The organism is Algoriphagus namhaensis (assembly GCF_042649705.1).
Classification (GTDB): domain Bacteria; phylum Bacteroidota; class Bacteroidia; order Cytophagales; family Cyclobacteriaceae; genus Algoriphagus; species Algoriphagus namhaensis.
Map to the genome: position 1 here is coordinate 1,025,093 of NZ_JBHRZS010000006.1, position 23,697 is coordinate 1,048,789.

Genomic DNA, 23,697 nt, shown 5'->3' on the forward strand with positions numbered 1-23,697 from the left:
ATAATTCGCTGAAAATCAACAATCAACGAGTCTTATATTCTATCTGGCGGGCATTGGTATCAAAAAAGAGCATATTTTTGCAAAAAGGCATGTTTATTGAAACGTGCTTTGCTTCGCATACAAGAATTACAATCCATTAGATGAAACGTTTATCCGCCCTTATTTTCAGTACCCTAATTCTCCTTTCAAATTCCACACTATTTGCTCAAGAAACCGAAGAAAAGGTAGCTCCTCTAGATGGAGGAACCATTGAAAATCAATTTGACTATATCTATTCTACCTCGAATAATTTCCAAGAGTACAAAGTGGTGAAGCTTACAAACTTGGACAAGCTTAAAGGAAATGTTCTTGATTCTTTAGTAGCAAAACGTGAAGAAGCCGAAGCTCTTAAAGTTGATATTAGAGCTCAAAAAGATTCAATCAGTACGCTAAATGCAGACTTGCAGACAAGTCTAGAGGAAAAGCAAGAAGCCTTAGACGCTAAGGATAATTTTACTTTTTTCGGAATTGGAATTCACAAGGCTGTGTATTCTTCCATCATGTGGTTGCTCGTCGGTGTTCTGGCAGTGGCATTAGGTTTCTTTTCTTTTCAATACTCACGGAGCTTCCGCAAAATCAAAAAAGCGGAAAAAGACCTTCTTGATGTTCAGGAAGAGTTTGATCAGCACCGAAAAAACACGCTGGAGCGCGAGCGAAAAATGAAGCGCGAGCTGATTGATGCCCAAATGGGCAAAAAGTAATTCACTCAATCGAAATTTTCGATACGGAATTTCTTTTTTAGTACATTGAATCAAGACCCTTGATTCACAATGAAAAGCCCTCAGTTATCCACTGCTCAAAATGTATTTGACTTTGCCATTGTAGGACTGGGTGCAGTGGGATCAGCTGCGCTTTATAATCTGAGCAAGTTTACATCATCCGTGGTTGGAATAGATCGCTTCGATCCTCCTCATATTTTGGGGTCTTCTCATGGAGAGACTCGAATCACCCGTTTGGCTGTTGGGGAAGGTGAGGATTATGTGGCTTTGGCAAAAAGATCACATTTGCTTTGGGAAGAAATAGAGCGTCAAACAGGTCAAAAATTGAGAGTTCCATGTGGGGGTTTATTGATGGACTCTGGTATACAAACCTGGGAAAAACATGGCACAGAAGGATTTTTGAATCGGACGATTTCTTTTGCTCAGCGGGGAAATATTCAGCATCAAGTCCTAAAAGCCGATGAGGTAAAAGACAACTATACGTTTTTCAATCTTGAAAACTCCGGAAAGGCATACTTGGAGAAAGAGGCTGGTTATCTTTTTCCCGAAAAGTGTATCCAAGCCCAACTTGACCTTGCTACCCGAAATGGGGCATCGATCCGACGAAATCTACCCATTCTAAAAATCGAAGAAGTTGAAGGAGTTCTAAAGTTGGATACTGCAAATGGTCCAATATTCACCAAAAAGGTATTGATCAGTGTGGGTGGTTGGGTCAAAGATTTTTTGCCCAAAGTGGAGCAAAAGCGCTTCAAAATCTGCCGACAAATCCTTCACTGGCTAGAAATAGAAGATGCAAGTAATTGGAGAGACATGCCGGTTTTCATGTGGGGATTTGGCCCCCGACCTGAGGACTTTGTGTATGGGTTTCCTAGTTTGGATGGAAAGTCCATCAAGGTAGCCACAGAGTCTTTTTTGGAGACCAATCATCCGGATCAGATCGTGAGGGAAGTATCTCAATCGGAGCAAGAAGCTTTTTGGAATGAAATAATAAGTGAAAGGATCAAGGGCTTGACTGGTAAGATCATCCGATCTGAAGTGTGTTTTTACACCGTAACTGAAGATGCTAGATTTGTGATCGAACCGCACTCTACCTTAGATCAGGTGACGATGGTTTCTGCATGTTCTGGACATGGGTTTAAACATTCGGCCGCTTTGGGTGAGTATTTGGCTGACAAAATGATGGGGAATATCCCTTCAGTTCCAGATTTTATGTGATTGGTTCTGGATTACATCCCGCCTTTCTCACAAAAAGCGTACTTTTGTCAGCGAATTAAATTAGCGTATGGCAAAGAGAAGAGGCACTGCTTTGGAAGAGCATGAAAAGCGGAAGTTGAACAAGCAGAATTTCGCCAAAATCAGAGGGATTTTCAGGTTTTTAGTTCCCTACAAATGGGCCTTTATTCTGGGCTTAGTATTTCTTTTACTGTCGTCCCTCACGCTGTTGACATTTCCATTTGTAGCAGGAAAACTTATTGATGCTGCCCAAGGAACCGAATGGATCGTCAATGACATCAACTCGATTGCACTCATGCTATTGGGTATTTTGGCCGTACAAAGCGTATTTTCCTTTTTTCGAGTTTGGTTGTTTGCATTGGTTTCTGAGAAATCCATGCGTGATATTCGGGAATCCCTGTATTTCCGACTTGTACGCCTACCGATGACCTTTTTTGATCAGCGCCGAACAGGGGAACTTATCAGTCGGATTACTTCTGATGTGAGCATGCTTCAAGATACTTTTTCTGTGACCCTGGCTGAGCTATTTAGACAGATCATTACTTTGCTGGCAGGGATCGTGTTTCTTTTGGTGACTACACCAAAACTAACCTTGTTTATGCTCATCACTTTCCCTGCTTTGGTATTGATAGCGATGATTTTTGGACGTTTTATCCGACAACTTTCCAAAAAGACTCAAGATGAACTTGCTGCTGCGAATGTAATCGTGGAGGAGACGCTGCAATCTATTCAGACAGTGAAATCTTTCGTGGGAGAAGTTTACGAAACCACCAGATATAAGCGTGGTTTGGACCGCGTGGTGCATGTGGCTTTGCGAGCAGCTAAATATCGAGGAGCATTTATCTCCTTTATCATTTTTGCCCTTTTCGGTGGGATCGTTGCAGTAATGTGGTATGGGTCTAGCCTCGTGGCAGAAGGCCAAATGAGTGTAGGAGAGCTTGTCTCTTTTGTGCTTTACACTACTTTTATCGGCGGATCCATTGCAGGACTTGGAGACATTTATGGTCAAGTTCAGAAGGCCATTGGCTCATCGGAGCGAGTTTTGGAGATTTTAGAAGAGCCACTTGAGCCAGCTAATGGAGTAAATTCTCCAAGATTAAATGGTGCCATTGAATTTGATCAGGTTAGATTTTTCTATCCAACCCGTCAAGAGGTAGTGGTATTGAAAAGTATTTCATTCCAGGTCCAGCCTGGAGAAAAAGTAGCCTTGGTTGGGCATTCCGGTGCCGGAAAGTCTACCATTATCCAACTGCTACTCAAACTTTATAGCATTGAATCTGGCCAAATCAGACTGGATGATAAGAAAATCGAAGATTGGGACCTGTATCAATTGCGGTCGCAGATTGGTATGGTACCTCAGGAGGTTTTACTTTTTGGAGGGTCGATTCGGGAAAATATCGGCTACGCCAAACCTAATGCAAGTGAAGAAGAAATCATCGAGGCGGCCAAAAAAGCTAACGCTTGGCAGTTTATTTCGAAATTTCCAGAAGGCTTAGACACTCTTGTTGGAGAGCGTGGAGTAAAGCTTTCAGGTGGACAAAGGCAGCGTGTGGCAATCGCCAGGGCGATCTTGAAGGATCCATCCGTCCTTATTTTGGATGAAGCGACCTCTTCTCTAGATGCAGAATCTGAGGCATTGGTTCAGGAGGCTTTGGATGAGTTAATGAAAGGACGAACTTCCATCATTATTGCACATCGATTGGCCACCATACGTAAGGTGGATCGAATCTATGTCATCAAGGATGGTGAGATTGTGGAGCAAGGCTCACATCAGGAATTGCTTTCAGCAAGCGAAGGTTTTTATTCAAACCTTGTACGCCTACAATTTTCCGATGCAGAATAAGGTTTAGAGATTGTGTGCGGCGAAGGACTTGACCAGTCCCAGCACCTTTTCTTTATAGAGCTTTGCCTTTGGAAACAGCTTTTCCATGTCCTGAGCACTCAGGAGTCTGATTTCATCCAAATATTGCCGAGCATCCTTCTGATCCCATTTTTGTAATCTGCTTAATTTAGTTTTCGTCAGTAGAAAATACACCCAAGATTTGGGCATGTACTGGGCAAATGGAAGTGCATAGTGAGCCTCAACGGGAAAAAACTTATTGGGCGTCTGAATGAAATACTTTTGTCCTACACGCTGGATTTCCTTGGCCATTCGTTCTTGATTATCAAAATCGTAGAGATGCTCGATGACTGAATTAGAGAAGACTAAATCGAAAGAACCATCCTCAAACTGACTCATATTGGTGGCATCACCGGTCACAGCCTTTACAGCGGGGTGAGAGGATTGCTCCAAATGTAGATTGAGCAAGGTGATCTCGACTTGTGGCAAATTCAAAATCGAACTCTCCTTCCAGAAATAGTCTGTTCCACCAACGTCTAGAATTCGAATGGCTTGATTTTCAGAAAAATTGTTGAAAAACAGTTTCTCGAAGTCCTTTAGCCTTTTTGACCTGAATTTCGCTCCAAGAGAATTGGGCTGATCCGAAGAGGCAAAAAGCTTAGAGAGGGCTGGCATTTAGTTTTTTGAGGGAAATGAGAGTACAAATAAAATGAAAAGTAATCAGGCATGAGAATTCTTTTCTTAATTTTACTGCTGAAAGCGAAAGCTTTTCTTTTTTGAAAAAGATTTGTGCGATTTTTGTATTGACTTGCACAAGTCGGAATAAAATTTTTATGAAAAGAAGGTTTGATAAGTACTTCCCTTGGCTTTTTCTGGTGGCTGATTTTTTAGCTATCAGTCTGGCGCTTTGGATTTGTACCTCCATTTTGGTGAATTTATCCCTTTTCGATCCAGTCCCCTTCTTTGCTGTTTTACCACTTTCCTTTCTTTGGCTCTTAATTGCCGGGCTGCGAAAGGATTACAAGATTGGTCGAACGGACGACTACGAAGCCACTCTAAAGCATTTGGGCGTAACGGTATTCTGGTTTCTTGGAGCCATGGCCATCCTTTGGGTGCCACTGCATAAGCCACAATTTCAGCTGATTCCTATTGTGGTCTTTGGGCTGGGGCTCATGCTTTTGTTAGGGATCTTCCGTGTGAGCATTCACATGATGCTCAAGAATTACCGAGCTAAAGGGAACAACTACAGAAATGCTGTGATCATCGGAAAGGGTGGTACCAGCCCTAGGCTGGCAGATGTATTTAGAATTCGGAAGGATTTTGGAATCAATTTCTTAGGCTATTTTGACAATGATGCGCAGTGTGATCAAACGCGAGGTGATGTAGCCTCATTTTTCAATCAGGCAGAAGACCTGGATCTTGATTTGATTTATATCCATGAGCAGTTGGAGCCGAATACAGTGCGAAAAATCATCAATTTTGCCGACGAAAATTACATCAAGGTAAAAATGATCCCAGGTGGAAGTTTGCAATTGGAAAAAAACCTTTCCTTTTCTCGATACGGAGATTTCTTTGTTATCAATGTCAATGAAATTCCACTCGATAACGCATTTAATGCTGTATTGAAGCGAGTTTTCGATATTCTGTTTAGCGCATTCATGATTGTTGCCGTGCTTTCATGGCTCATTCCTTTGGTCGGAATCTTGATCAAGTGGGAATCGAAAGGGCCGATCTTTTTTATCCAAAAAAGAAACGGAATTAATAATTCGGTATTTAACTGTCTGAAATTCCGTTCCATGACACCCAATGACTATGCGGATGAAAAGCAGGCAACTAAAAATGATCCACGAGTAACCAAAATCGGAGCTTTTTTGCGTAGAACGTCCTTGGATGAAATGCCACAATTTATAAATGTGCTCTTAGGAGATATGTCTATCGTCGGACCACGCCCTCATACCGTACCGATGAATAAGGATTTCAAGACTCAAATCGAGCGGTATGATTCTCGACATAAGATTAGACCTGGGATTACAGGGCTTGCTCAAGTACGCGGGTATCGGGGCGAAATAGAAAACCCTTATCAAATAAGAAACAGGGTAAGACTAGATAGCTTTTACATCCATAATTGGTCTTTTTTGTTGGACATGGGAATCATGGCCAAAACTTTCCGAGAAGTAGTCTCCAATAAGGACGATGCCTATTAGTCCAGGATCCTGTAAATTTTGTAATTCTTCACACCTGATTGAGTTTACCGCTTTTGAGCGGATGCTCGGCTTGGGGGATGAGTGTACTTACCAGCAATGCGAGCAGTGTGCATCCTTGCAACTGAAAGAAATTCCTCAAGATCTTTCCACATATTATCCAAAGGAATACTACTCTTTTGAACCTCTGGTTCGGTCTAATTCATTGCATATTTTTTTGAAAAAGCTCCGGATGAGAGCACTTTTTGCCGGAGTCCCAATCCCTGAGCCTCCGTATGCCTATTGGCTCAAGAAGCTTCATCCTAGATTTGATGATAAGATCGCGGATGTGGGCTGTGGAAATGGTCAGTTGCTCTACGAGTTGTATGCAGGAGGTTTTAAAGACTTGCATGGCTTTGACCCATTTATTAGCAGGGATCAACAGATTGCCTCCGGACTTCAGCTTTGGAAAAAAGAAATTGGTCAGTCCTCAGAGACCTTTGATTTGATTATGATGCATCATGCTTTTGAGCATATGGCAAATCCAAGGGAGGTTTTGAAAGCTTGCTTTGAAAGACTCAGGCCTGGCGGAAAGCTTCTGATCCGGACGCCTATAGCGGATGCGGCTGTGTTTAAGGCCGAAAAGGAACTTTGGGTACAATTGGATGCTCCGCGGCATTTGGTAATTGGAAGTCAAAAAGGCTTCCGTTTACTAGCGGAGACCGAAGGTTTTTCCTTGGATGAAATCGAATTTGACTCAGAGGCCTTTCAATTTATGGGCACGGAGTTGTATCAGCGCAATTTGCCATTGACACAGGCAAACTTAGCCAATGAGTTCACAGAAGGAGAAAAAGAGGAATTCCAAAAAAAAGCCCTCCAGTACAATCTAGAGGGCAAGGGAGATCAAGTTTGTTTTTATTTATCTCGGCGAGATTAGATTTTGAATAAGGCTTCAAAAAAGCCTATCGTTTCGCCTTTCTTTTTGAAGATCAGCATGGGAATGAGATTGTTTTTGGCGATGAGTTCCTCCGCCGTACTTCCCAACATAATCGCTGCAGACTTGGATTTTCCTCTTGAACCCAGTAAAATCATATCAGCTCCGATTTCTAAGGCGTGATTCAGTAAGATCTCTCCGTCATCACTTTTATCGCGAAGAATGAATTGACAAGCCACTTGTTTTTTGCCTTTCTTCAAAAGGAACTTTTGGTAATCTTTCTGTGCATTTTCCTTCATTATTTCTGCAAACTCCTCAAAGCTCTTTCCGGTCTTGGAGTAGCCATGAGGTACCTCATAAATATTCACTGGAACGATTTCCGCACCTACTTCTTTAGAGATTCTTTCACCAAACTCAAAGATCATATGATTGTGAGAGGAGAAATCCGTAGGAATCATGATCTTTTTTGGCATGTTCACAGGGCGCTTTTCTTGAAGCATCAGAATGGAGCAAGGCGCCTTTTTTGCGACTCCTTTGGCTAGGGAACCACTGCCTTCGAGCGTTTCTTTTCGGCCCATGACGATCAAGTCCACATCTTTAATCCTAGCCCAGCGCAGGAACGTGTCCAGTGGATGACTGCCCTCCTCGGCAAAAACTTCGACCTCCACAGAATCAGGAAAATTAAACTGCTTCAGCTTGTCCGCCATAATAGCTTCTACCGACTCATCTCCCGGCGCTACTAGGTCTGGATAGTTGTCCAAAATCTCCTGAGGGATAGCCAGATCCTTTGCGATATGAATGAAATAGCACTTTTCAATTCCTAAAAATTCGATAAATGTGATGGTTTTTTTGATCAGGATATCATCCATCTCAGTGAGATCAAGGCCTACAAGTGCTTTAGAAAAATTCTTCATGGGTTTTTTATTTGAACCTTAATTTAAGGCATTGCAATTGGAAATAGAATAGTTTTATGTTTTTTGGTAAAAAGCATTTTTACATCAACTGAGGATCAGCAGTGAAAAAGATGGAAAAGTATTTTCTGGCCATTGTGCCAGAAGGAGATATTCAGCAAAAGGCATTGTCTCTAAAGGAAGAAATCTGCGATAAACATGGGGTCAAGTACGCCCTGAAGTCTCCTGCCCATGTCACCCTTAAGATGCCTTTTGTATTTAACGAGGCCAAGGAGCCAGAGCTTATTTCAAAAATTGGAGACTTTTTAAAGGGGTATCCAATTTTTGACATTCGGATCGACGGTGTTCGAACGTTTGGAAATCGAGTGATTTTTTGGGACGTGAAAGCGGATGCTTCACTTTTCAAGCTTCAGTCAGAATTGAACCTTTTCTGTAAGCGGGAACTCAAGCTTGTAGACGAATTGGCGGATAGAAATTACACTCCACACATGACTATTGCTTTCAAGGATTTGAAGCCAGTCAAATTCGACCCAGTTTTTGAGTTGATTAGAGAAAATGCAATTTTCCAGAACTACTCGGTAAGCGATATTTCTGTTTTGAAAAAAGTAGATGGCCGCTGGAAAGAGCTAGAGAGGATTTCATTGGCCGAAATCTAGAGCCTTATAATAAAACAGAATTTGGCTCTAGGGAAGGGTTTCTTTAAGCCAAAAAGGCTAAAATGAGCCTGGAGCTTACTCCTTCTTCACTAATCCCGATTCCTCGCCCTTGCCGAGCAATAGGCTTCTAGGTGTAGAATATCCAGGAAAATAGACGTGAACAATGTTCTGTTGTGTGGAGAAATTTTTGAGTAAAACAGTGTTTTTTACTTCCAAAACAGTCAAGGGAGAAAGTGGCTCAGACTGTATGTAAAACCAGACCGCATCATCGTCTATTTCGTAGCCTAAATATTCCAAGGGGAGGTTCTTTCCGTCGATGCGGAGTTGATTCTGAGCGAGCAAATAGTCTTTAAACTGCTTGTTCAACTTGGTTTTATCCTTTGGATTGAGAATGTCCACGGATTCTCCCAAAAGATCATTCAATTCCACCTCTAGGTCATCCCAAAATATTTTCTGGGCGATTTCCAATCGACCGGACTCCGTGTTTTGGCGGATCTCTGTGAGGCTAATAAAAAATGGGTGAACGGCCCATCCCATCCATCCCCATATTATCAAAACGATATAATTTTGAAGCATTTGGTATATTTTGCTTGTAGTATGTAAGGTTAAACTCCTATACTTGCCGCAATTTACTTCTTTAGAAGTTTAAATAGTACCATTCATCACCCTATGAATTCATTTCAATTGTATTTCAAGCTTGGCGTCCAGCATATTTTGGATTTGCAGGGCTTCGATCATATTCTTTTTGTGCTGGCACTTTGTGCAGTATTTATCCCAAGAGATTGGAAGAAAATACTCTGGCTAGTGACATTTTTCACCGTTGGCCATACAATTACTTTGGCTCTAGCCACATTCAAGCTGATCAATGTCAATGCGGCACTAATCGAGTTTTTGATTCCTGTGACTATCGCTATTACTGCGCTATCTTCGATATTTAAACCAAGACCTACGAATACCAGAGGATTTCAGTTTGCCTATGTGTATGCCTTATTCTTTGGTTTGATTCATGGCTTGGGCTTTTCCAATTACCTACGGCAGCTTTTGGGTGCTGAGGCAAGCATTTGGCAGCCGCTGTTGGCGTTCAACTTGGGCTTGGAGCTTGGGCAAGTAGTGATTGTAGGGATTTATCTGGCTGTGACTTCGGTTGTGGTTGGTTTGGCAGGCGTGAAGAGAAGGGAATGGGCCTTGATAATTTCTGCTTTTGTATTTGGCATTGCATTGATGCTAATGTTGGATGCGAAGTATTGGTGAGAGGGAGTTTGAAGTTTGGGAATAGGGATTAGGGAATAGCGAATGGGGATTGAGGTATAGGGATTAGGTAGATTAGAGTCTAAATACAACTTCAGGACCTCTAATTACTGATTCAGGACCTCGAGATACCCCTTCGAAACCTCGGCAAACAGGTTCGGAACCTTTAAATACCCGTTCAGAACCTCGACAAACAGGTTCGGAACGTCTAAATACCCGTTCAGAACCTCGATAAACAGGTTTGGAACCTCGAGCTAGAGTAGTAGAAGTGATTTTAACTTTGGATAAGAATTAGATTGATTTAAATTATACAGGAAATGAGAAAAATAGGATTACTAGCCTTGCTGATGATTTTGGTCGGTTTTTCCGGCTTTGCGCAGCAATCAGAGCGAAATCATGCGGAGCGATTTGAGCAATTGGGTACCATGCTCCGTTCACCCAACGTATACCGTACGGCATCAGGAGCGCCAGGACATTTGTACTGGCAGCAAAAAGCAGACTATGTGATCGATGTAGAGCTAAATGATGATAATCAGTCCATCAAAGGTGCGGAGACGATTACGTATTACAACAATTCCCCGGATGTGCTCACTTATCTCTGGATTCAGCTGGATCAAAACCAGCGTGGAAAAGATTCCGAAACTCCTAAAGTGACTGAATCTAGTATTTCCAGAGGAATGAGTTTGAGACAATTGCAAGGCATACTTTGGCATTCTGATGATTATGCCTATCAGCTTTTGGATATAAAGGATGAAAATGGGAATGCGCTTCCAGTAGCCTTGAATCAGACCATGATGCGAATCGATTTGCCACAGCCACTGAAGTCAGGCGAGTCCTTCAAGTTTTCCATCGATTGGACTTTTAATATCCACGACCGCATGAGCTTTATCGGAGGTCGTCCCGGTTATGAGTTTTTTGAAGAGGATGGCAACTACCTCTATACTATGGCAGAGTGGTTTCCAAGAATGGCTGTTTACTCTGATTTCGAGGGCTGGCAAAACAAGCAATTCCTCGGTAGAGGGGAGTTTGCCTTAGTTTTCGGAGATTATGAAGTAAATATCACCGTACCTGCAGATCATATGGTAGGAGCTACAGGGGAGCTACAAAATGCCGGCGATGTGCTTTCATCCACTGAGATGGACCGATGGAACAAAGCCAAAGAAACATTTGATGCACCGGTAGTCATCCGGACTCAAGAAGAAGCAGAAAAGCTGGAAAAAGGAAAGTCCAAAGACAAAAAGACCTGGTCTTTTAAAGCTGAAAACGTTCGTGATTTTGCCTGGACATCTTCCAGAAAATTCATTTGGGATGCCATGGCAGTAGAGCAGGGAGGCAAGAACGTAATGGCTATGTCTTACTACGCCAAAGAAGCCAATCCACTTTGGGGTCAATACTCTACCCGAGTGGTAGCACATACGATCAAATCCTACTCAGCTCATACCTTTGATTATCCTTACCCAACCGCAATCTCTGTAGAGGCAAGCAATGGGATGGAGTACCCGATGATTTGCTTCAACTACGGTCGTCCTGACAAAGATGGAACCTATTCGGAGGCCATCAAAAACGGAATGATTGGTGTGATTATCCACGAAGTTGGGCACAATTTCTTCCCAATGATCGTCAATTCGGACGAGCGCCAGTGGACTTGGATGGATGAGGGCTTGAATACATTCATGCAGTTTATGGCTGAGCAGGAATGGGATAGAAACTTCCCTTCTCGAAGAGGACCTGCACATAAGATCGCTGCTTACATGAGAAGTGATCAGAGCGTCCTTGAGCCGATTATGACTAATTCTGAAAACATCATTGGCTTTGGGCCAAACGCCTATGCCAAGCCAGCCACGGCTCTCAATATCCTAAGAGAGACCATCATGGGTCGAGAGCTTTTTGACTTTGCTTTCAAAGAGTACGCAAGAAGATGGATGTTTAAGCATCCTACCCCAGAAGATCTATTTCGCACCATGGAAGATGCTTCAGCAGTGGATCTAGACTGGTTCTGGAGAGGCTGGTTCTATGGCACAGAGCCAGTGGACATTTCTCTAGAGCAGGTCGCTTGGTACAAACTGGATAATCGTACTCCTAAGGATCGCAAGGCAGACGAGGAAAAAGCAGCGAAATTGGACGAAACCAATGTGAGTCGTGAGGCAAACAAGGGAGATGTTCCACAGACTTTTGTAGAGGCTGATCCGGCGACTCGAGATTTTTATGCGACTTACAATCCCTTTACAGTGACTTCAGAAGATCAGAAGACCTATGATGATTTTGTGAAAAGCTTAAGCCCTGAAGAAAAGAAAATCTGGGAAAGCAATTTGAATTTTTATGAATTGAAATTCAAAAATGTGGGGGGTCTGGTGATGCCTATCATTCTAGAATGGCAGTATGCAGATGGTTCTTCTGAGATCGAGCGAATTCCTGTTAACATCTGGAGGCTGAATGAAAAAGAGGTAACCAAGGTGTTTGCCAAGGAAAAAGAAGTCGTACAAGTCGTAGTGGACCCACTTCGTGAGACCGCGGATATAGATGAGTCTAATAATTACTGGCCTAGACAAATGCTTCCCTCTCGTTTTGAATTGTACAAGCGCTCGAACGCAGTACGCGGTGCTTCGACAGGAAGTAACCCCATGAAAAAAGCACAGAATCGAAAGTAATTTCAATTAAAGATTAGAAACGAAGCCGACTTGAAAGAGTCGGCTTTCTTCTTTTCCTAAATTTTAATCTCCTCATTCTCAATTGGAATCATTTTTGTTAAAAATTGTGAAGTCAAAATCCTGAACTTTTCCCGGATGATGATTATTTTAACCATTCACTTTAACCATTAACCATAAATTCATGAGCGAAGTACAATTACAAGAACTGGAGAGTCAGATCGCTGAGCTAAAAGGTCAATTGACTGGAGATATGTTTGCCGATATGGAGGTACGTGATCAAATTCACAACCTTGAAATGAAGTTGAAAGGCGTAAAACCCATGGACTCTAGTATCGATTGCGTAGGTTGCGGTAGCTAATCCAAGCATTTTGGCTAGATATTTTATCGTTTACAAACCTTTTGGGGTGATTACCCAATTTAGTGGAGAGGGGCAGACATTGGCCTCTCTTTTTTCTTTTCCGAAAGAGGTATATCCCGTAGGTCGTCTGGATAAGGACAGCGAAGGATTATTGATCATCACGGATGATAAATTTTTAAACAATCAATTGCTAAATCCCCGATTTGGACACCAAAGAACCTACCTCGCACAAGTGGAGGGTGTTCCCACAGAAGAGGCGATTAAAGCCTTGTCTTCAGGGGTGGACATTACCGTGGATGGCAAAAACTACCGTACCAAACAAGCCATTGCAAAGCTTTTAGACGATAGCCCCACTTTACCTGATCGTGATCCTCCGATTCGCTATCGTAAAAATGTACCAGACTCTTGGGTAGAGCTTACCTTGATCGAGGGGAAAAACAGGCAAGTACGGAAAATGACTGCTGCAGTTGGTTTTCCCACTTTACGTTTGGTACGTTGGTCTATGGAGCGCGTGACGATCGAAGGCTTCGAAGTTGGAGAGGTACGAGAACTGGATGAAAAGACCCTATACCATCAGCTGGGATTGACGGGCTTTAGAAAGACGAAGGGGATGTAGTTGGTAATGGTAAAGCATAGAGGTTAAAGTGATTCCCTATCTGCGGTATTTTCCTGCGTTAATCAGCCGGAAACTTTTACATCTCCCCGCGTCCACTTCATGCAGTTAGTAGAAAATCAATTGCCAGGATTACCCGTGGACTATGGACTGCCGACAGTGGACTTAAATCTTTTCCTCTTAAAAAATCCTAAAATCACCATCCATCCATTTGATTTCGACGCTTATGATTTAAGATTGTCCTTTGGACAAGAATCTTCTAATTTAGCACTCAAATTCAACCTTAAAAGGAAAAGGCATGCATCAGGATAAAATCCAAGAAGTTATTCAGGAAGTAGGTAAGGTCGTGGTGGGACAGAGCCGAATGGTTAATCGTCTGCTGATCGGATTATTCACCAATGGACACATTTTATTGGAGGGTGTTCCGGGTTTGGCGAAAACCCTAACGGTGAATACCCTAGCGAAAGTACTTCACTTGGACTTTAATCGAATTCAGTTTACCCCTGATTTGCTTCCGGCGGATCTGGTGGGAACGATGATCTACAATCAGCAAAGGGCGGATTTTGAGGTAAAAAAGGGCCCGATCTTTTCAAATTTGATCTTGGCAGATGAGGTCAACCGATCTCCGGCTAAGGTACAATCTGCACTTCTTGAGGCCATGCAGGAAAAGCAGGTGACAATTGGAGATACTACTTATCCCTTGGATCGTCCATTTTTGGTTTTGGCTACTCAAAACCCCGTGGATCAGGAAGGAACCTATCCGCTGCCTGAAGCTCAGGTGGATAGATTTATGATGAAAGTTCATATCGACTACCCGTCGAAGGCAGACGAAATGGAAGTGATGCGACGTATGGCCAATATGGAATTCAATTCTGAAGTTAACTCCATGCTTACCAAGCAGGACATTTTCGATATCCGAAATCAAATTAATGCAGTGAAAATGGCTGAGCCATTGGAGCACTATATTATCGAGTTGGTTTTTGCCACAAGATTCCCGGAGCAATACGGACTAAAAGACGAGGCGAAGTATATACAGTTTGGAGTTTCTCCTCGTGCAAGTATCAATCTTAACCTTGCAGCAAAGGCCGTGGCATTTATGGACGGCCGAGACTATGTTCTTCCAGAAGATATCAAAGAGATAGCGGAGGATGTTCTAAATCACCGAATTATCCTTAATTATGAGGCTGAAGCGGATGGAATTAATACCCGTGACATTGTAAAAATATTGATGGAAAAAGTGCCAATAAATAAGTCGGTAACATTCAATTAACATAAAATATGAGTTTAAAGGGCTTTCTGAAAGGAAAGCCTTTTTTTATGCCTTTTCGGTTAATCCAATATTAAATTCGGTATTTAATTTTAAAAAAAGCATAATTCAAAAAATTCTATTGTTGAGTAGAATTGATCCAGTTTTGTATCATCAAATGTGAAACAAACCACTATCAATTTGAAAACAATGAAAAATTTTAAATCTCTTCTACCAATTTTTGCGGCCTTGCTCTTGGGAGTTACGGGCTGTATTGAAGGCAACGATCGTCCAGTTATCGACCCAACACCTGAGCCTGGGAATGAGGTGTTGATAACGACGAATATTACAAGCAACACTACCTGGGAAACAGGTAAAACATATGTTTTGGCTGGACGTATTTCCGTTACTGCCGGGAACACTTTGACCATTCAGCCAGGAGTATTAGTAAAAGGTGAAGTTGGATCTGGATCTAATGCTACTGCACTAATCATCGCAAGGGGAGCAAAGATTGATGCTCAGGGAACTGCTACCTCGCCGATTATTTTCACCACTATCGCAGATGAGATTCAACCAGGACAAATTGCTTCCCCAAATTTGACTCCAGATCTATCTGGACTTTGGGGAGGACTTTTGATTTTGGGTAATGCGCCAGGTTCTTTTGCCGGCGATGTAACAGAAATCCAAATTGAAGGAATTCCACCATCTGATACTAATGGTCTTTACGGCGGAACAGACCCCGCGGACAACTCTGGAGTACTTAGATATGTATCTATTCGTCATGGTGGAGCCAATATTGGAGAAGGTAACGAGATCAATGGATTAACCCTTGGTGGAGTTGGTTCGGGAACTGTGATTGAATATGTGGAAGTAGTAGGTAATCAAGATGATGGAATCGAGTGGTTCGGTGGAACAGTTGATGTTTCCAATGCCTTGGTATGGAATGCTGGTGACGACGGAATGGATACTGATCAAGCTTGGTCTGGTACACTTGATAATTTCGTAGTAGTAGCTGGAACCGAGACCGATCACGCTCTTGAAATTGACGGACCTGAAGGTTCTGCTCTAGGAGGACATACTTTAACCAACGGAACGTTGGTGGGTACAGGCTCCACTGAGCTAGGCGATTTCAGAGATGGAGCTCGTGGTACATTTTCAAACCTTTATTTCTTCAACTTCCCTGCCCCAGCTGATTCTGACGGTAGAGGAGACCTTTCCCTAAGCGGAGACAAGACGGTAGCCAATTTTACAAATGGAGACCTAGTCTTTGCAAATCTTGAAACTACTCTTCCAGCGAATGCAACTTTGACGGATGTTTTTAAAGGAGGAACAGATGCTTTTGCAAGCGATGTTGCTGCAGGTACAAATACAGTGGGTGCTGATCTTACAGCCTTCGCTAGCTGGACTTGGGCTTCTGTTGCGGCAGAGCTGACCAACTTCTAAACCAACAAATTCCGATGGATCAAAAGGAAGGACTTGCAAGGTTCCTTCCTTTTGTGAAATCTGAACTAGATTAAAATTTGCTGTACAAATAAATTAAATTCTAATGTTCAAAAAGAGAACAATTACCCTAGTTTTGATTGTATTGTCCCAGTTTTTGGTGGCTTTTGCAATCGCTCAAACCGGAACCTTGAGAGGAACCATTTTTGAGGAATCTACAGGAGAGCCCTTATTTGGAGTATCCGTATTGGTAAGAGAAACTGCAACAGGTGCTGTGACCGACTTTGATGGAAAGTTTGAGATCAAGGTAGCTCCAGGCACTTATTCACTTCAGATTTCTTATTTGTCTTATGCAACAGTAGAGTTGACTGAGGTCATCGTTACTGATGGTCAGGTGACTTCGCTTGGTGAAATCATGATGGCTGATGAGACATCTGAATTGGAAACTGTTACGGTCTCGGCAGCTGCCATTCGAACAACAGAATCGGCGTTGATGTCGGTTAAAAGAAATGCGGCCCAATTGATGGATGGTATTTCTGCTAGTACGTTCAAACAGATCGGTGACGGTGATGCAGCATCAGCTGTAAAGCGAGTGACAGGTGTTTCCATTGAAGGTGGGAAGTATATCTATGTTCGTGGATTGGGAGACCGTTATACTAAAACAGTACTAAATGGAGTAGATATTCCAGGTCTTGATCCAGATCGTAACTCGATCCAGATGGATATTTTTCCAACTAATGTGATCGATAATATTATCGTATCAAAGTCATTTACAGCGGAGCTTCCTGCTGATTTCACAGGTGGGGTAGTAGATATTGAGACCAAAGACTTTCCTGAAGAAAAAACGGCTAAATTGAACTTGAGCGGAGGAATTAATCCTTCCATGCACTTCAATCCAAACTACGTGAAGTATGAAGGAGGAAGTACAGATTGGTTGGCTTTTGACGATGGAACCAGAGCTATCCCAACAGATGGTAGAACAGATATCCCACAATACGGTGACGTAGTGGGTAACCCAAATAGTCCACAAGGATTGGAGTATCAGGAAATCCTTGGTGATTTCAATAAGACCTTAGGAGGATTCAGAAGCAATAGCTTGATGGATATGGGATTGAGCTTTTCACTGGGAAACCAAATCTCAAGACCAAAAGCTACTTGGGGATATAACTTTGCGCTTACCTATAAGAATGAAACTGAATTTTTTCAGGATGCAGAATTCAACCTATATGCCAAGCCAAGAGAGTCTGCTGATTTTGAGCTAGAAGCTCTGGAAAAGCAAAAAGGTGATTATGGTGTGAATAATGTGTTGCTTGGTGGTCTTGCAGGAATTGCTTTGAAGACAGATAACTCCAAGTATAAATTGAATTTCATGCACCTTCAGAATGGAGAATCCAAAGCAGGTGAGTTCGATTTTTCCAATACCAACCTTGGAGCAAACTTCGAAGCAAAACAGTACAACCTTGAATATAGTGAGCGAGGAATGTCAAGCTTACTTATTGCGGGTACGCATTATTTCAATGCTGGAGAATGGCAAGTAGATTGGAAACTTGCTCCGACTAGATCTACAATTGAAGATCCGGATATCCGATTCACCAGATTCAGACTCCCAAATAATACCATTGGTACTGAAGTGGGTCTACCTACTAGAATTTGGAGAAGCCTTGAGGAATATAGTGCTGTTGGAAAGCTCGATTTGACTAGACAAATGTCTTTATTCCAAAGAGAGGCTAAATTGAAATTTGGAACGAATTACGTCTTCAAATATCGTGACTTCAATATTCAGAGCTTCCAGTTCCCAACAGGAAACACTGAATTCACTGGAAATCCAAACGAGATATTGAATGATGAAAATCTCTTTGCAGCGGACAATAGAAATGGGGTAAGATACAATGCGGATTTTCTTCCAATCAATCCAAATGAATATCAGTCTATTGCTACAAACGTAGCAGGTTATGCTTCTGTAGAAGTAAATCCAGCTGAGAAGTTGAAGGCGATCGTTGGATTGAGAGTTGAGCAATTCAATCAGTACTATACAGGTACAAACCAGACAGGAACCATCGTATTTGACTTGGTAACCATGCTTGATGATCTAGACTTTTTCCCTACGGTGAATTTGATCTATAATTTGAAGGACAATCAAAACTTGAGACTTTCTGCATCAAGAACGATCGCTCGACCATCTTTCAAGGAGTTGTCATACGCAGAGATCTTGGACCCGATTACAGGTAGAACTTTCGTAGGTGGTCTTTATCCTGAGACAACAAATGGCGGAACAGAAGTTCTATGGGATGGAAATTTGACATCTACTCGAATCAATAATTTCGACTTAAGATGGGAAGCTTTCCAAGAAAGAGGTCAAATGTTTTCAGTAAGTGCATTCTTCAAAGCATTTGATAGCCCAATTGAAATCGTACAGTTCCTTTCTGATCCTGGAGCATTCCAGCCAAGAAACGTAGGTAATGGTACAGTAGCTGGACTTGAGTTTGAATTCAGAAAGTCCTTGGCTTTTGTCTCTCCAAAGTTGCAAAACTTCAGCTGGAACACGAACGTGACGGTAACGGAGTCTCAGATTAAAATGTCAGAGTCTGAGTTTAGATCAAGATCGCTTACCGCTAGAGAAGGTGAAGTAGTGAAAGATACGAGAGCGATGGCAGGTCAGGCACCTTATATCATCAACACAGGATTAGGGTATCAAGACTTCATGAAAGGATGGGATGCTGGTCTATTCTATAACGTACAAGGCCCAACCCTTACTTTCGTAGGATTTGGTAACAGAACAGATACTTTCACTGTACCATTCCATAGCTTAAACTTCAATGTGAATAAAACCTTTGGAGCTGACGAGAGAATCTCTGCAGGATTTGGAGTTCAGAACATCTTAAACTCAAAAAGAGAGCAGGTATTTAGTTCTTTCCAAGCTCAAGATCAAATCTTCACAAGTTTGGCACCTGGAACGGAAATGACCTTTAGAGTTGGATTCTCCTTCTAATAAAAATGTATAGTTGATAAAAAAGCTCCGATTTTTTCGGAGCTTTTTTTATGTCAATTTTTCAATAATCTCGGAGTGATCGGGGAAGTCTTTGAGAAGTGTAGAACTATCAAATAATTCAAAATCGTGGAAATCAAAGCCTGGAGAAACCACACAAGACACGAAGCTGTAGCTATCTGGGTTATCTACTGAACTCCCGAAAATAACATTCGCAGGTACAAGCTGATACGGTGAATAGCCCTCTTCCACTGGTCCCAAGGCAAGTTTAGAATGACCCTTTTCCGAAAGTGTGTGCACAGTCAGTGGGCTTCCTTCATGAAAATACCAATGCTCATCACTTTTAATCCGATGAAAGCGACTCACATTTTCTGAAGTGAGCAAAAAGAAAATTGAGGTGGTTAGATTTCTCTTTCCAAAAGGAGTCTCTAACAGATCTTTGCTTCGATAGGTCTCTTTGAAAAATCCACCCTCAGGATGAGGAAGGAGTTGAAGGGATTTGACTAGAAAGTCTATACGTTGAGCACTATCCAAGATTAGCTGTAGTTTTTCATCAAAATATCCACAATTCGGGAGGCAGTTTTTCCGTCCCAACGTGGGATACCTTGATACTGCTTCCAATCCCCGTTCATGATTTTGGCTAAATAGGGCTTGAGTTTTTTTGGATCCGTTCCTACCAATTCATTGGTGCCCAAGTGAATGGTCTCTGCTCGTTCGGTATTGTCGCGAAGTGTAATACAGGGTACATTCATTACAGAGGCTTCCTCAGTAATACCGCCAGAATCAGTAATAACTCCTTTTGCATTTTTCACAAGGTAATTGAACTCAAAATAGCCTAGTGGCTCCGTTATGTGAAGGTTTGGGGCATTGATTCCAATGTTTTGGAGATTTTTGGCAGTTCGAGGATGAACTGGGAAAATGATCGGTAAGCCTTCCGTTCCATCTAAGATCGCATCAATCATGGCCTTGAGGCTTTGCTCCTGGTCCACATTGGCAGGGCGGTGCATGGTCATGACGAAGTAATTCTTGGGTACCAGAGAATCAAAAAGTGCTCCTTCCGGCTTTTGAAATCTAGGCATTTGGGCCATGAGCGTATCGATCATGGTGTTTCCCACATAGTGGATTTTTTCCTCAGGTACACCTGCCTTTCTCAAATTATCATTGGCAATTTCTGAAGTCGTAAAGAAGTGGTCCGTGATGGAGTCAGTCACCATTCTATTGATCTCTTCGGGCATGGTTAGATCACCTGAGCGGATACCGCCTTCCACATGCGCGACATCGATTTGAAGCTTTTTGGCTGCTATCGAGCAAGCAAGCGTGGAGGTCACATCTCCTACGACTAGCACCAAATCAGGCCGATTTTCCATCAATTCACGTTCGAATGCCACCATAATCGATGCAGTCTGTTCTGCCTGGGTGCCACCACCGCCACCTAGGTTTGCATCAGGTTCTGGGATATTCAGCTGCTCAAAAAAATCACCTGACATTTTCTTATCATAGTGCTGTCCGGTATGAACCAGTCGAAAACTCAAAGTGGGATTGGTAGACTGCGCCTTTTGCAATTGGTGGATCATGGGAGCAATCTTCATGAAATTAGGTCTGGCTCCGGCAACTAAGGTGAATTTTGGCATAGTGAATTTTGATTAGGCCAAAAATAGCAATGAATTTGGCTATCACGAAAAAGCAACCAATAGAATGCGCTTAGATGGCTTGTTTTTTGTTTATTTGTGGACAAGATTTTTCAACAAGTATTCATGCGCATTGATCGTTGGCTGTGGCAGCTTAGTGGACTCCTCCTTATTTTCTTAAACTCTTGCTCCGATACTTTGGAATCGTCGGTGACAGTGTATTCGAATGATTTTTCAGAATTGGATCTTTCTGGATTTGAAGGAGCTAGGCTGTTTATTTTCCAAAATGATACGATTTCAGGTTTTTACAATAAGGAAGAGGTAACCCTACGTTTGGAAAACCTTCCAAGTCATAATGTAATGAAAGTGACTGTGGATATTCTTGTTCATGATAGTTGGGATGGAAATCCTGATGATGGGCAGTCAGGTCCGGATTATTGGATCATGGGGATTGATCAGCATGAGGTCTTTCGTACGACTTTTTCAAATTCTCCTTGTGAGTCTACCTTTTGCCTGTATCAGTCCTATCCAGATAATTTTGCCCGACAAAATGTACCCAAGTCCGGAGCAGTGAAAACCAATATTCCTGGGCTTTGTATTTTTGGCGCCTTTTCGAGTTATACAACCCAGTATAGCATTTCCAAATTGGTAAGCCATACAAACGGGGATATTGATATTTCTCTGAGAGACGAATTAAGACAAGATGGGATTCCAGATCAGGCCTGTGATGAGTCATGGTCTATAGCAAGTATTGTGGTGGAGGCTTTGGTAGTGAACTGATGAAAAGTGCAAAATTCATATTGACCCTTGCTGTTTTCTGGACATTTTGTGTTCAGCATCAGGTCTTTGGCCAGACTGTGCCAGTGGGAATGCCGCTTTTGGACGACTACCTGCGACGCGCGCAATTATTGGGTAAGGTAGATTCGCTTTCATCGTTTATGATTCGGCCCTTGTATCCGACAGAAGCATTTGGTGTGGCCAATGGCTTTGATGTAGATAGCTCAGTGGTGGATATGGATTTGAGTCCTTTTCATAGGAAACTTGGAAAAGAAGGGAAAGGAAAGTTTCTGCTCATGCCAGCGGTGTACAAGCTGCAGTTCAATTCGGAGTATGCCTTTGGGGTGAATGATGGGGCTTTTATTCCTAACCGAGGATTTCAAAATATTATTAGTGCAGGAGCTTATGTAGAATATGGCAACTGGAGTTTGCAACTCCAGCCGGAGCTTTTAATGGCTCAAAACAAGGATTATATCGGTTTTCCGATAGAGCACCAGGCCACAATTCTATTCTACTATGAGTACATGAACCGCATCGATATGCCAGAGCAATTTGGTACGGGGGCTTATAATAAACTCTTTTTGGGTCAATCCAGCCTGCGTTATAATTTTGAAGACGTATCAGTTGGGATTTCTACAGAAAATCTGTGGTGGGGACCTGGACGTAGAAACTCTTTAATTCTCGGTAATAACGCCCCTGGTTTTCTTCATTTCACAGCCAATACTAGAAAGCCAATCAGCACGCCAGTTGGCTCAGTGGAGGGGCAGTTTATCGCAGGATTTTTGAAAGAGTCAGGCTTTTTGCCTCCGCTACCAGACTATTCGATTCAGGAAAACCCTGTTTATCTTCCCAAGCCTGAAAATGGAAATCGATATTTGTCCGGCTTAATATTGACCTATCAGCCTAAATGGGTTCCTGGTCTATTTCTAGGTTATAGTACGGTCAATAACCTTTACGGTACCGATGTGCAAACTTTGGGCGATCTCGTTCCCATATTTAATGGACAGAAAGGGATGTATTCGGTCGAGAACCCGACGCGGGATAAGCGGCAGCAGTTTAGCTCAGGATTCTTCCGATGGCTTTCTTCGAGTGGCCACTTTGAGTTTTATGGGGAATATGGCACACGTGGCAATCAGCGCCGGGTCAATGATTTTCTCATTACCCCGGAATCGGGCCGAGCCTTTACTTTTGGTTTTTCGCATTTGATGCAGTTGAAAAAGCCAGGCCACTATTTCCAGATCAGCTCTGAAATGACCCAAACAGGGCAGACGATCCGAGATGATATCAGATCTCTACGTACATGGTACATTCATGATCATGTAAAGCATGGCTACACACATAATGGGCAAGTTCTAGGTGTGGGTAACGGCCCCGGCAGTAACGTCATTTTTGCAGAGTTTGCATGGGTTAATGGGATGAATAGACTTGGGTTTCAGATCGAGCGGATTGTGTACAATAATGACTTTTACTATTACCGCTACGAAGCGTCCAAGGATTTTAGAAACAAATATGTCGATATAGTTCCTTCTTTAGTCGGTGATTGGAGATTTGGAAACCTATTGCTGAGTGCTAGGATGCAGTATGTGAGTACATTGAATTACAAATGGTTTTTAGAGAATCAACCAGACCAGTATTTTGTACCGGGTTTCGATCGCAAGAATTTTGTAGGTCAGGTCGGTTTGGCGTATTTGTTTAGATAAGATTTCCCCAAATAAATCATGGTAGTAGAAAAAGATAAAGTTGTTGGCATCGCTTATCGCTTAAAAGCTGATGATGGAGAAAGCGGTATGCAGCCTTGGGAAGAAGTTCCCGAAAGTGCTCCGTTCCTCTTTTTAGTGGGATCGGATTCTGTTTTTCCAAAATTTGAGGAAGCCCTCCTTGGCAAGTCCGTGGGAGATGAATTCTCCGTTTTTCTTGGTTTTCAAGATGCTTATGGAGACTATTATGAAGAGCGCCGCACCATTATCCCAAAGGCTAACTTTAAGCAGGACGGGAAAAAAAATAAAGACTTGCTCAGAGTTGGAAAAGTAATCCCAATGCAAGACGATAAGGGGGGCCAAATCAAAGGTGAAATCATCAAAATAGACTACATGGGAGTCCACATGGATTTCAATCCACCTTTGGCTGGCTATGATTTATTCTTTGAAGGGAAGATAATGAGTCTTCGCAATGCGGAAAAAGAGGAGATAGAACATGGTCATGTGCATGGGCCGGGAGGACATCAGCACTAACCTGATTCTT

Annotated in this window: 22 protein-coding genes; 17 read left to right on the plus strand and 5 right to left on the minus strand. The window is 42.4% G+C overall.

The window, feature by feature from the left end:
- Positions 1–140 precede the first annotated feature (140 nt).
- The 3 genes from ACFOSV_RS08035 to ACFOSV_RS08045 all read left to right on the plus strand — a co-directional run bounded on the left by ACFOSV_RS08035 (position 141) and on the right by ACFOSV_RS08045 (position 3,834).
- Positions 141–740, plus strand: a complete 600-nt coding sequence (locus ACFOSV_RS08035; RefSeq protein ID WP_377905193.1) for a hypothetical protein — start codon at positions 141–143, stop codon at positions 738–740.
- Between the two features lie 69 nt (positions 741–809).
- Positions 810–1,973 (plus strand): N-methyl-L-tryptophan oxidase, encoded by a 1,164-nt coding sequence (solA, locus tag ACFOSV_RS08040; RefSeq protein WP_377905195.1) that lies wholly within the window; start codon positions 810–812, stop codon positions 1,971–1,973.
- A 67-nt stretch (positions 1,974–2,040) separates the two neighbouring features.
- The gene (locus tag ACFOSV_RS08045; RefSeq protein WP_377905199.1) at positions 2,041–3,834 is read left to right on the plus strand and encodes an ABC transporter ATP-binding protein; all 1,794 of its coding nucleotides are present in this window, start codon (positions 2,041–2,043) and stop codon (positions 3,832–3,834) included.
- Between the two features lie 3 nt (positions 3,835–3,837).
- On the opposite strand, the gene ACFOSV_RS08050 is transcribed toward ACFOSV_RS08045, so the two are convergent.
- Positions 3,838–4,506 (minus strand): class I SAM-dependent methyltransferase, encoded by a 669-nt coding sequence (locus tag ACFOSV_RS08050; RefSeq protein ID WP_377905201.1) that lies wholly within the window; start codon positions 4,504–4,506, stop codon positions 3,838–3,840.
- Between the two features lie 158 nt (positions 4,507–4,664).
- On the opposite strand from ACFOSV_RS08050, the gene ACFOSV_RS08055 reads away from it, so the two are divergent.
- Positions 4,665–6,035, plus strand: a complete 1,371-nt coding sequence (locus tag ACFOSV_RS08055) for an exopolysaccharide biosynthesis polyprenyl glycosylphosphotransferase (protein ID WP_377905203.1) — start codon at positions 4,665–4,667, stop codon at positions 6,033–6,035.
- The gene (locus tag ACFOSV_RS08060; RefSeq protein WP_377905205.1) at positions 6,025–6,948 is read left to right on the plus strand and encodes a class I SAM-dependent methyltransferase; all 924 of its coding nucleotides are present in this window, start codon (positions 6,025–6,027) and stop codon (positions 6,946–6,948) included. The genes ACFOSV_RS08055 and ACFOSV_RS08060 overlap by 11 nt, the downstream gene beginning before the upstream one ends.
- Here ACFOSV_RS08060 and ACFOSV_RS08065 read toward each other — a convergent pair.
- Positions 6,945–7,859, minus strand: a complete 915-nt coding sequence (locus tag ACFOSV_RS08065; protein WP_377905207.1) for a universal stress protein — start codon at positions 7,857–7,859, stop codon at positions 6,945–6,947. The two genes, ACFOSV_RS08060 and ACFOSV_RS08065, sit on opposite strands and share 4 nt — an antisense overlap.
- Before the next feature lie 110 nt (positions 7,860–7,969).
- Between ACFOSV_RS08065 and ACFOSV_RS08070 the strand changes: the two genes are divergently transcribed.
- Positions 7,970–8,512, plus strand: coding sequence for a 2'-5' RNA ligase family protein (locus tag ACFOSV_RS08070; RefSeq protein ID WP_377905209.1), 543 nt, complete (start codon positions 7,970–7,972; stop codon positions 8,510–8,512).
- A 75-nt stretch (positions 8,513–8,587) separates the two neighbouring features.
- Here ACFOSV_RS08070 and ACFOSV_RS08075 read toward each other — a convergent pair whose 3' ends face one another.
- Positions 8,588–9,088 (minus strand): DUF6702 family protein, encoded by a 501-nt coding sequence (locus ACFOSV_RS08075; RefSeq protein WP_377905211.1) that lies wholly within the window; start codon positions 9,086–9,088, stop codon positions 8,588–8,590.
- A gap of 93 nt (positions 9,089–9,181) precedes the next feature.
- Between ACFOSV_RS08075 and ACFOSV_RS08080 the strand changes: the two genes are divergently transcribed.
- The 8 genes from ACFOSV_RS08080 (at position 9,182) to ACFOSV_RS08115 (ending at position 19,054) form a co-directional block, all read left to right on the plus strand.
- Positions 9,182–9,763, plus strand: a complete 582-nt coding sequence (locus ACFOSV_RS08080) for a HupE/UreJ family protein (RefSeq protein WP_377905213.1) — start codon at positions 9,182–9,184, stop codon at positions 9,761–9,763.
- A gap of 314 nt (positions 9,764–10,077) precedes the next feature.
- The gene (locus ACFOSV_RS08085) at positions 10,078–12,408 is read left to right on the plus strand and encodes a M1 family metallopeptidase (protein WP_377905215.1); all 2,331 of its coding nucleotides are present in this window, start codon (positions 10,078–10,080) and stop codon (positions 12,406–12,408) included.
- A 181-nt stretch (positions 12,409–12,589) separates the two neighbouring features.
- Positions 12,590–12,766, plus strand: a complete 177-nt coding sequence (locus tag ACFOSV_RS08090) for a hypothetical protein (RefSeq protein WP_377905217.1) — start codon at positions 12,590–12,592, stop codon at positions 12,764–12,766.
- Between the two features lie 10 nt (positions 12,767–12,776).
- A complete protein-coding gene (locus ACFOSV_RS08095; protein WP_377905219.1) occupies positions 12,777–13,382 on the plus strand; it encodes a pseudouridine synthase in 606 nt (201 codons plus the stop codon).
- A gap of 99 nt (positions 13,383–13,481) precedes the next feature.
- Positions 13,482–13,691, plus strand: coding sequence for a hypothetical protein (locus ACFOSV_RS08100; RefSeq protein WP_377905221.1), 210 nt, complete (start codon positions 13,482–13,484; stop codon positions 13,689–13,691).
- Entirely contained in the window at positions 13,678–14,649 is a 972-nt protein-coding gene (locus ACFOSV_RS08105; protein ID WP_377905223.1) for an AAA family ATPase, read from the plus strand. Before ACFOSV_RS08100 ends, ACFOSV_RS08105 begins: the two co-directional genes overlap by 14 nt.
- 186 nt (positions 14,650–14,835) lie before the next feature.
- Complete coding sequence (locus ACFOSV_RS08110) at positions 14,836–16,068, plus strand: hypothetical protein (RefSeq protein ID WP_377905225.1); 1,233 nt, start codon at positions 14,836–14,838, stop codon at positions 16,066–16,068.
- Positions 16,069–16,171: 103 nt separating this feature from the next.
- Positions 16,172–19,054: a TonB-dependent receptor gene (locus tag ACFOSV_RS08115; protein WP_377905227.1), complete on the plus strand. Its 2,883-nt coding sequence runs from the start codon at positions 16,172–16,174 to the stop codon at positions 19,052–19,054.
- A 48-nt stretch (positions 19,055–19,102) separates the two neighbouring features.
- Here the strand turns inward: ACFOSV_RS08115 and ACFOSV_RS08120 are convergent, their stop codons facing one another.
- Positions 19,103–19,585: a cupin domain-containing protein gene (locus tag ACFOSV_RS08120; protein WP_377905229.1), complete on the minus strand. Its 483-nt coding sequence runs from the start codon at positions 19,583–19,585 to the stop codon at positions 19,103–19,105.
- 2 nt (positions 19,586–19,587) lie between these two features.
- Complete coding sequence (gene wecB / locus ACFOSV_RS08125; protein WP_377905231.1) at positions 19,588–20,682, minus strand: non-hydrolyzing UDP-N-acetylglucosamine 2-epimerase; 1,095 nt, start codon at positions 20,680–20,682, stop codon at positions 19,588–19,590.
- Positions 20,683–20,805: 123 nt separating this feature from the next.
- On the opposite strand from wecB, the gene ACFOSV_RS08130 reads away from it, so the two are divergent.
- The 3 genes from ACFOSV_RS08130 to ACFOSV_RS08140 are packed head-to-tail and all read left to right on the plus strand — an operon-like array spanning position 20,806 to position 23,687.
- On the plus strand, positions 20,806–21,459 hold the full coding sequence (locus ACFOSV_RS08130; protein WP_377905233.1) for a hypothetical protein: 654 nt from the start codon (positions 20,806–20,808) through the stop codon (positions 21,457–21,459).
- A complete protein-coding gene (locus ACFOSV_RS08135; protein ID WP_377905235.1) occupies positions 21,414–23,156 on the plus strand; it encodes a capsule assembly Wzi family protein in 1,743 nt (580 codons plus the stop codon). The genes ACFOSV_RS08130 and ACFOSV_RS08135 overlap by 46 nt, the downstream gene beginning before the upstream one ends.
- An 18-nt stretch (positions 23,157–23,174) precedes the next feature.
- Positions 23,175–23,687, plus strand: a complete 513-nt coding sequence (locus ACFOSV_RS08140) for an FKBP-type peptidyl-prolyl cis-trans isomerase (RefSeq protein WP_377905237.1) — start codon at positions 23,175–23,177, stop codon at positions 23,685–23,687.
- Positions 23,688–23,697 lie beyond the last annotated feature (10 nt).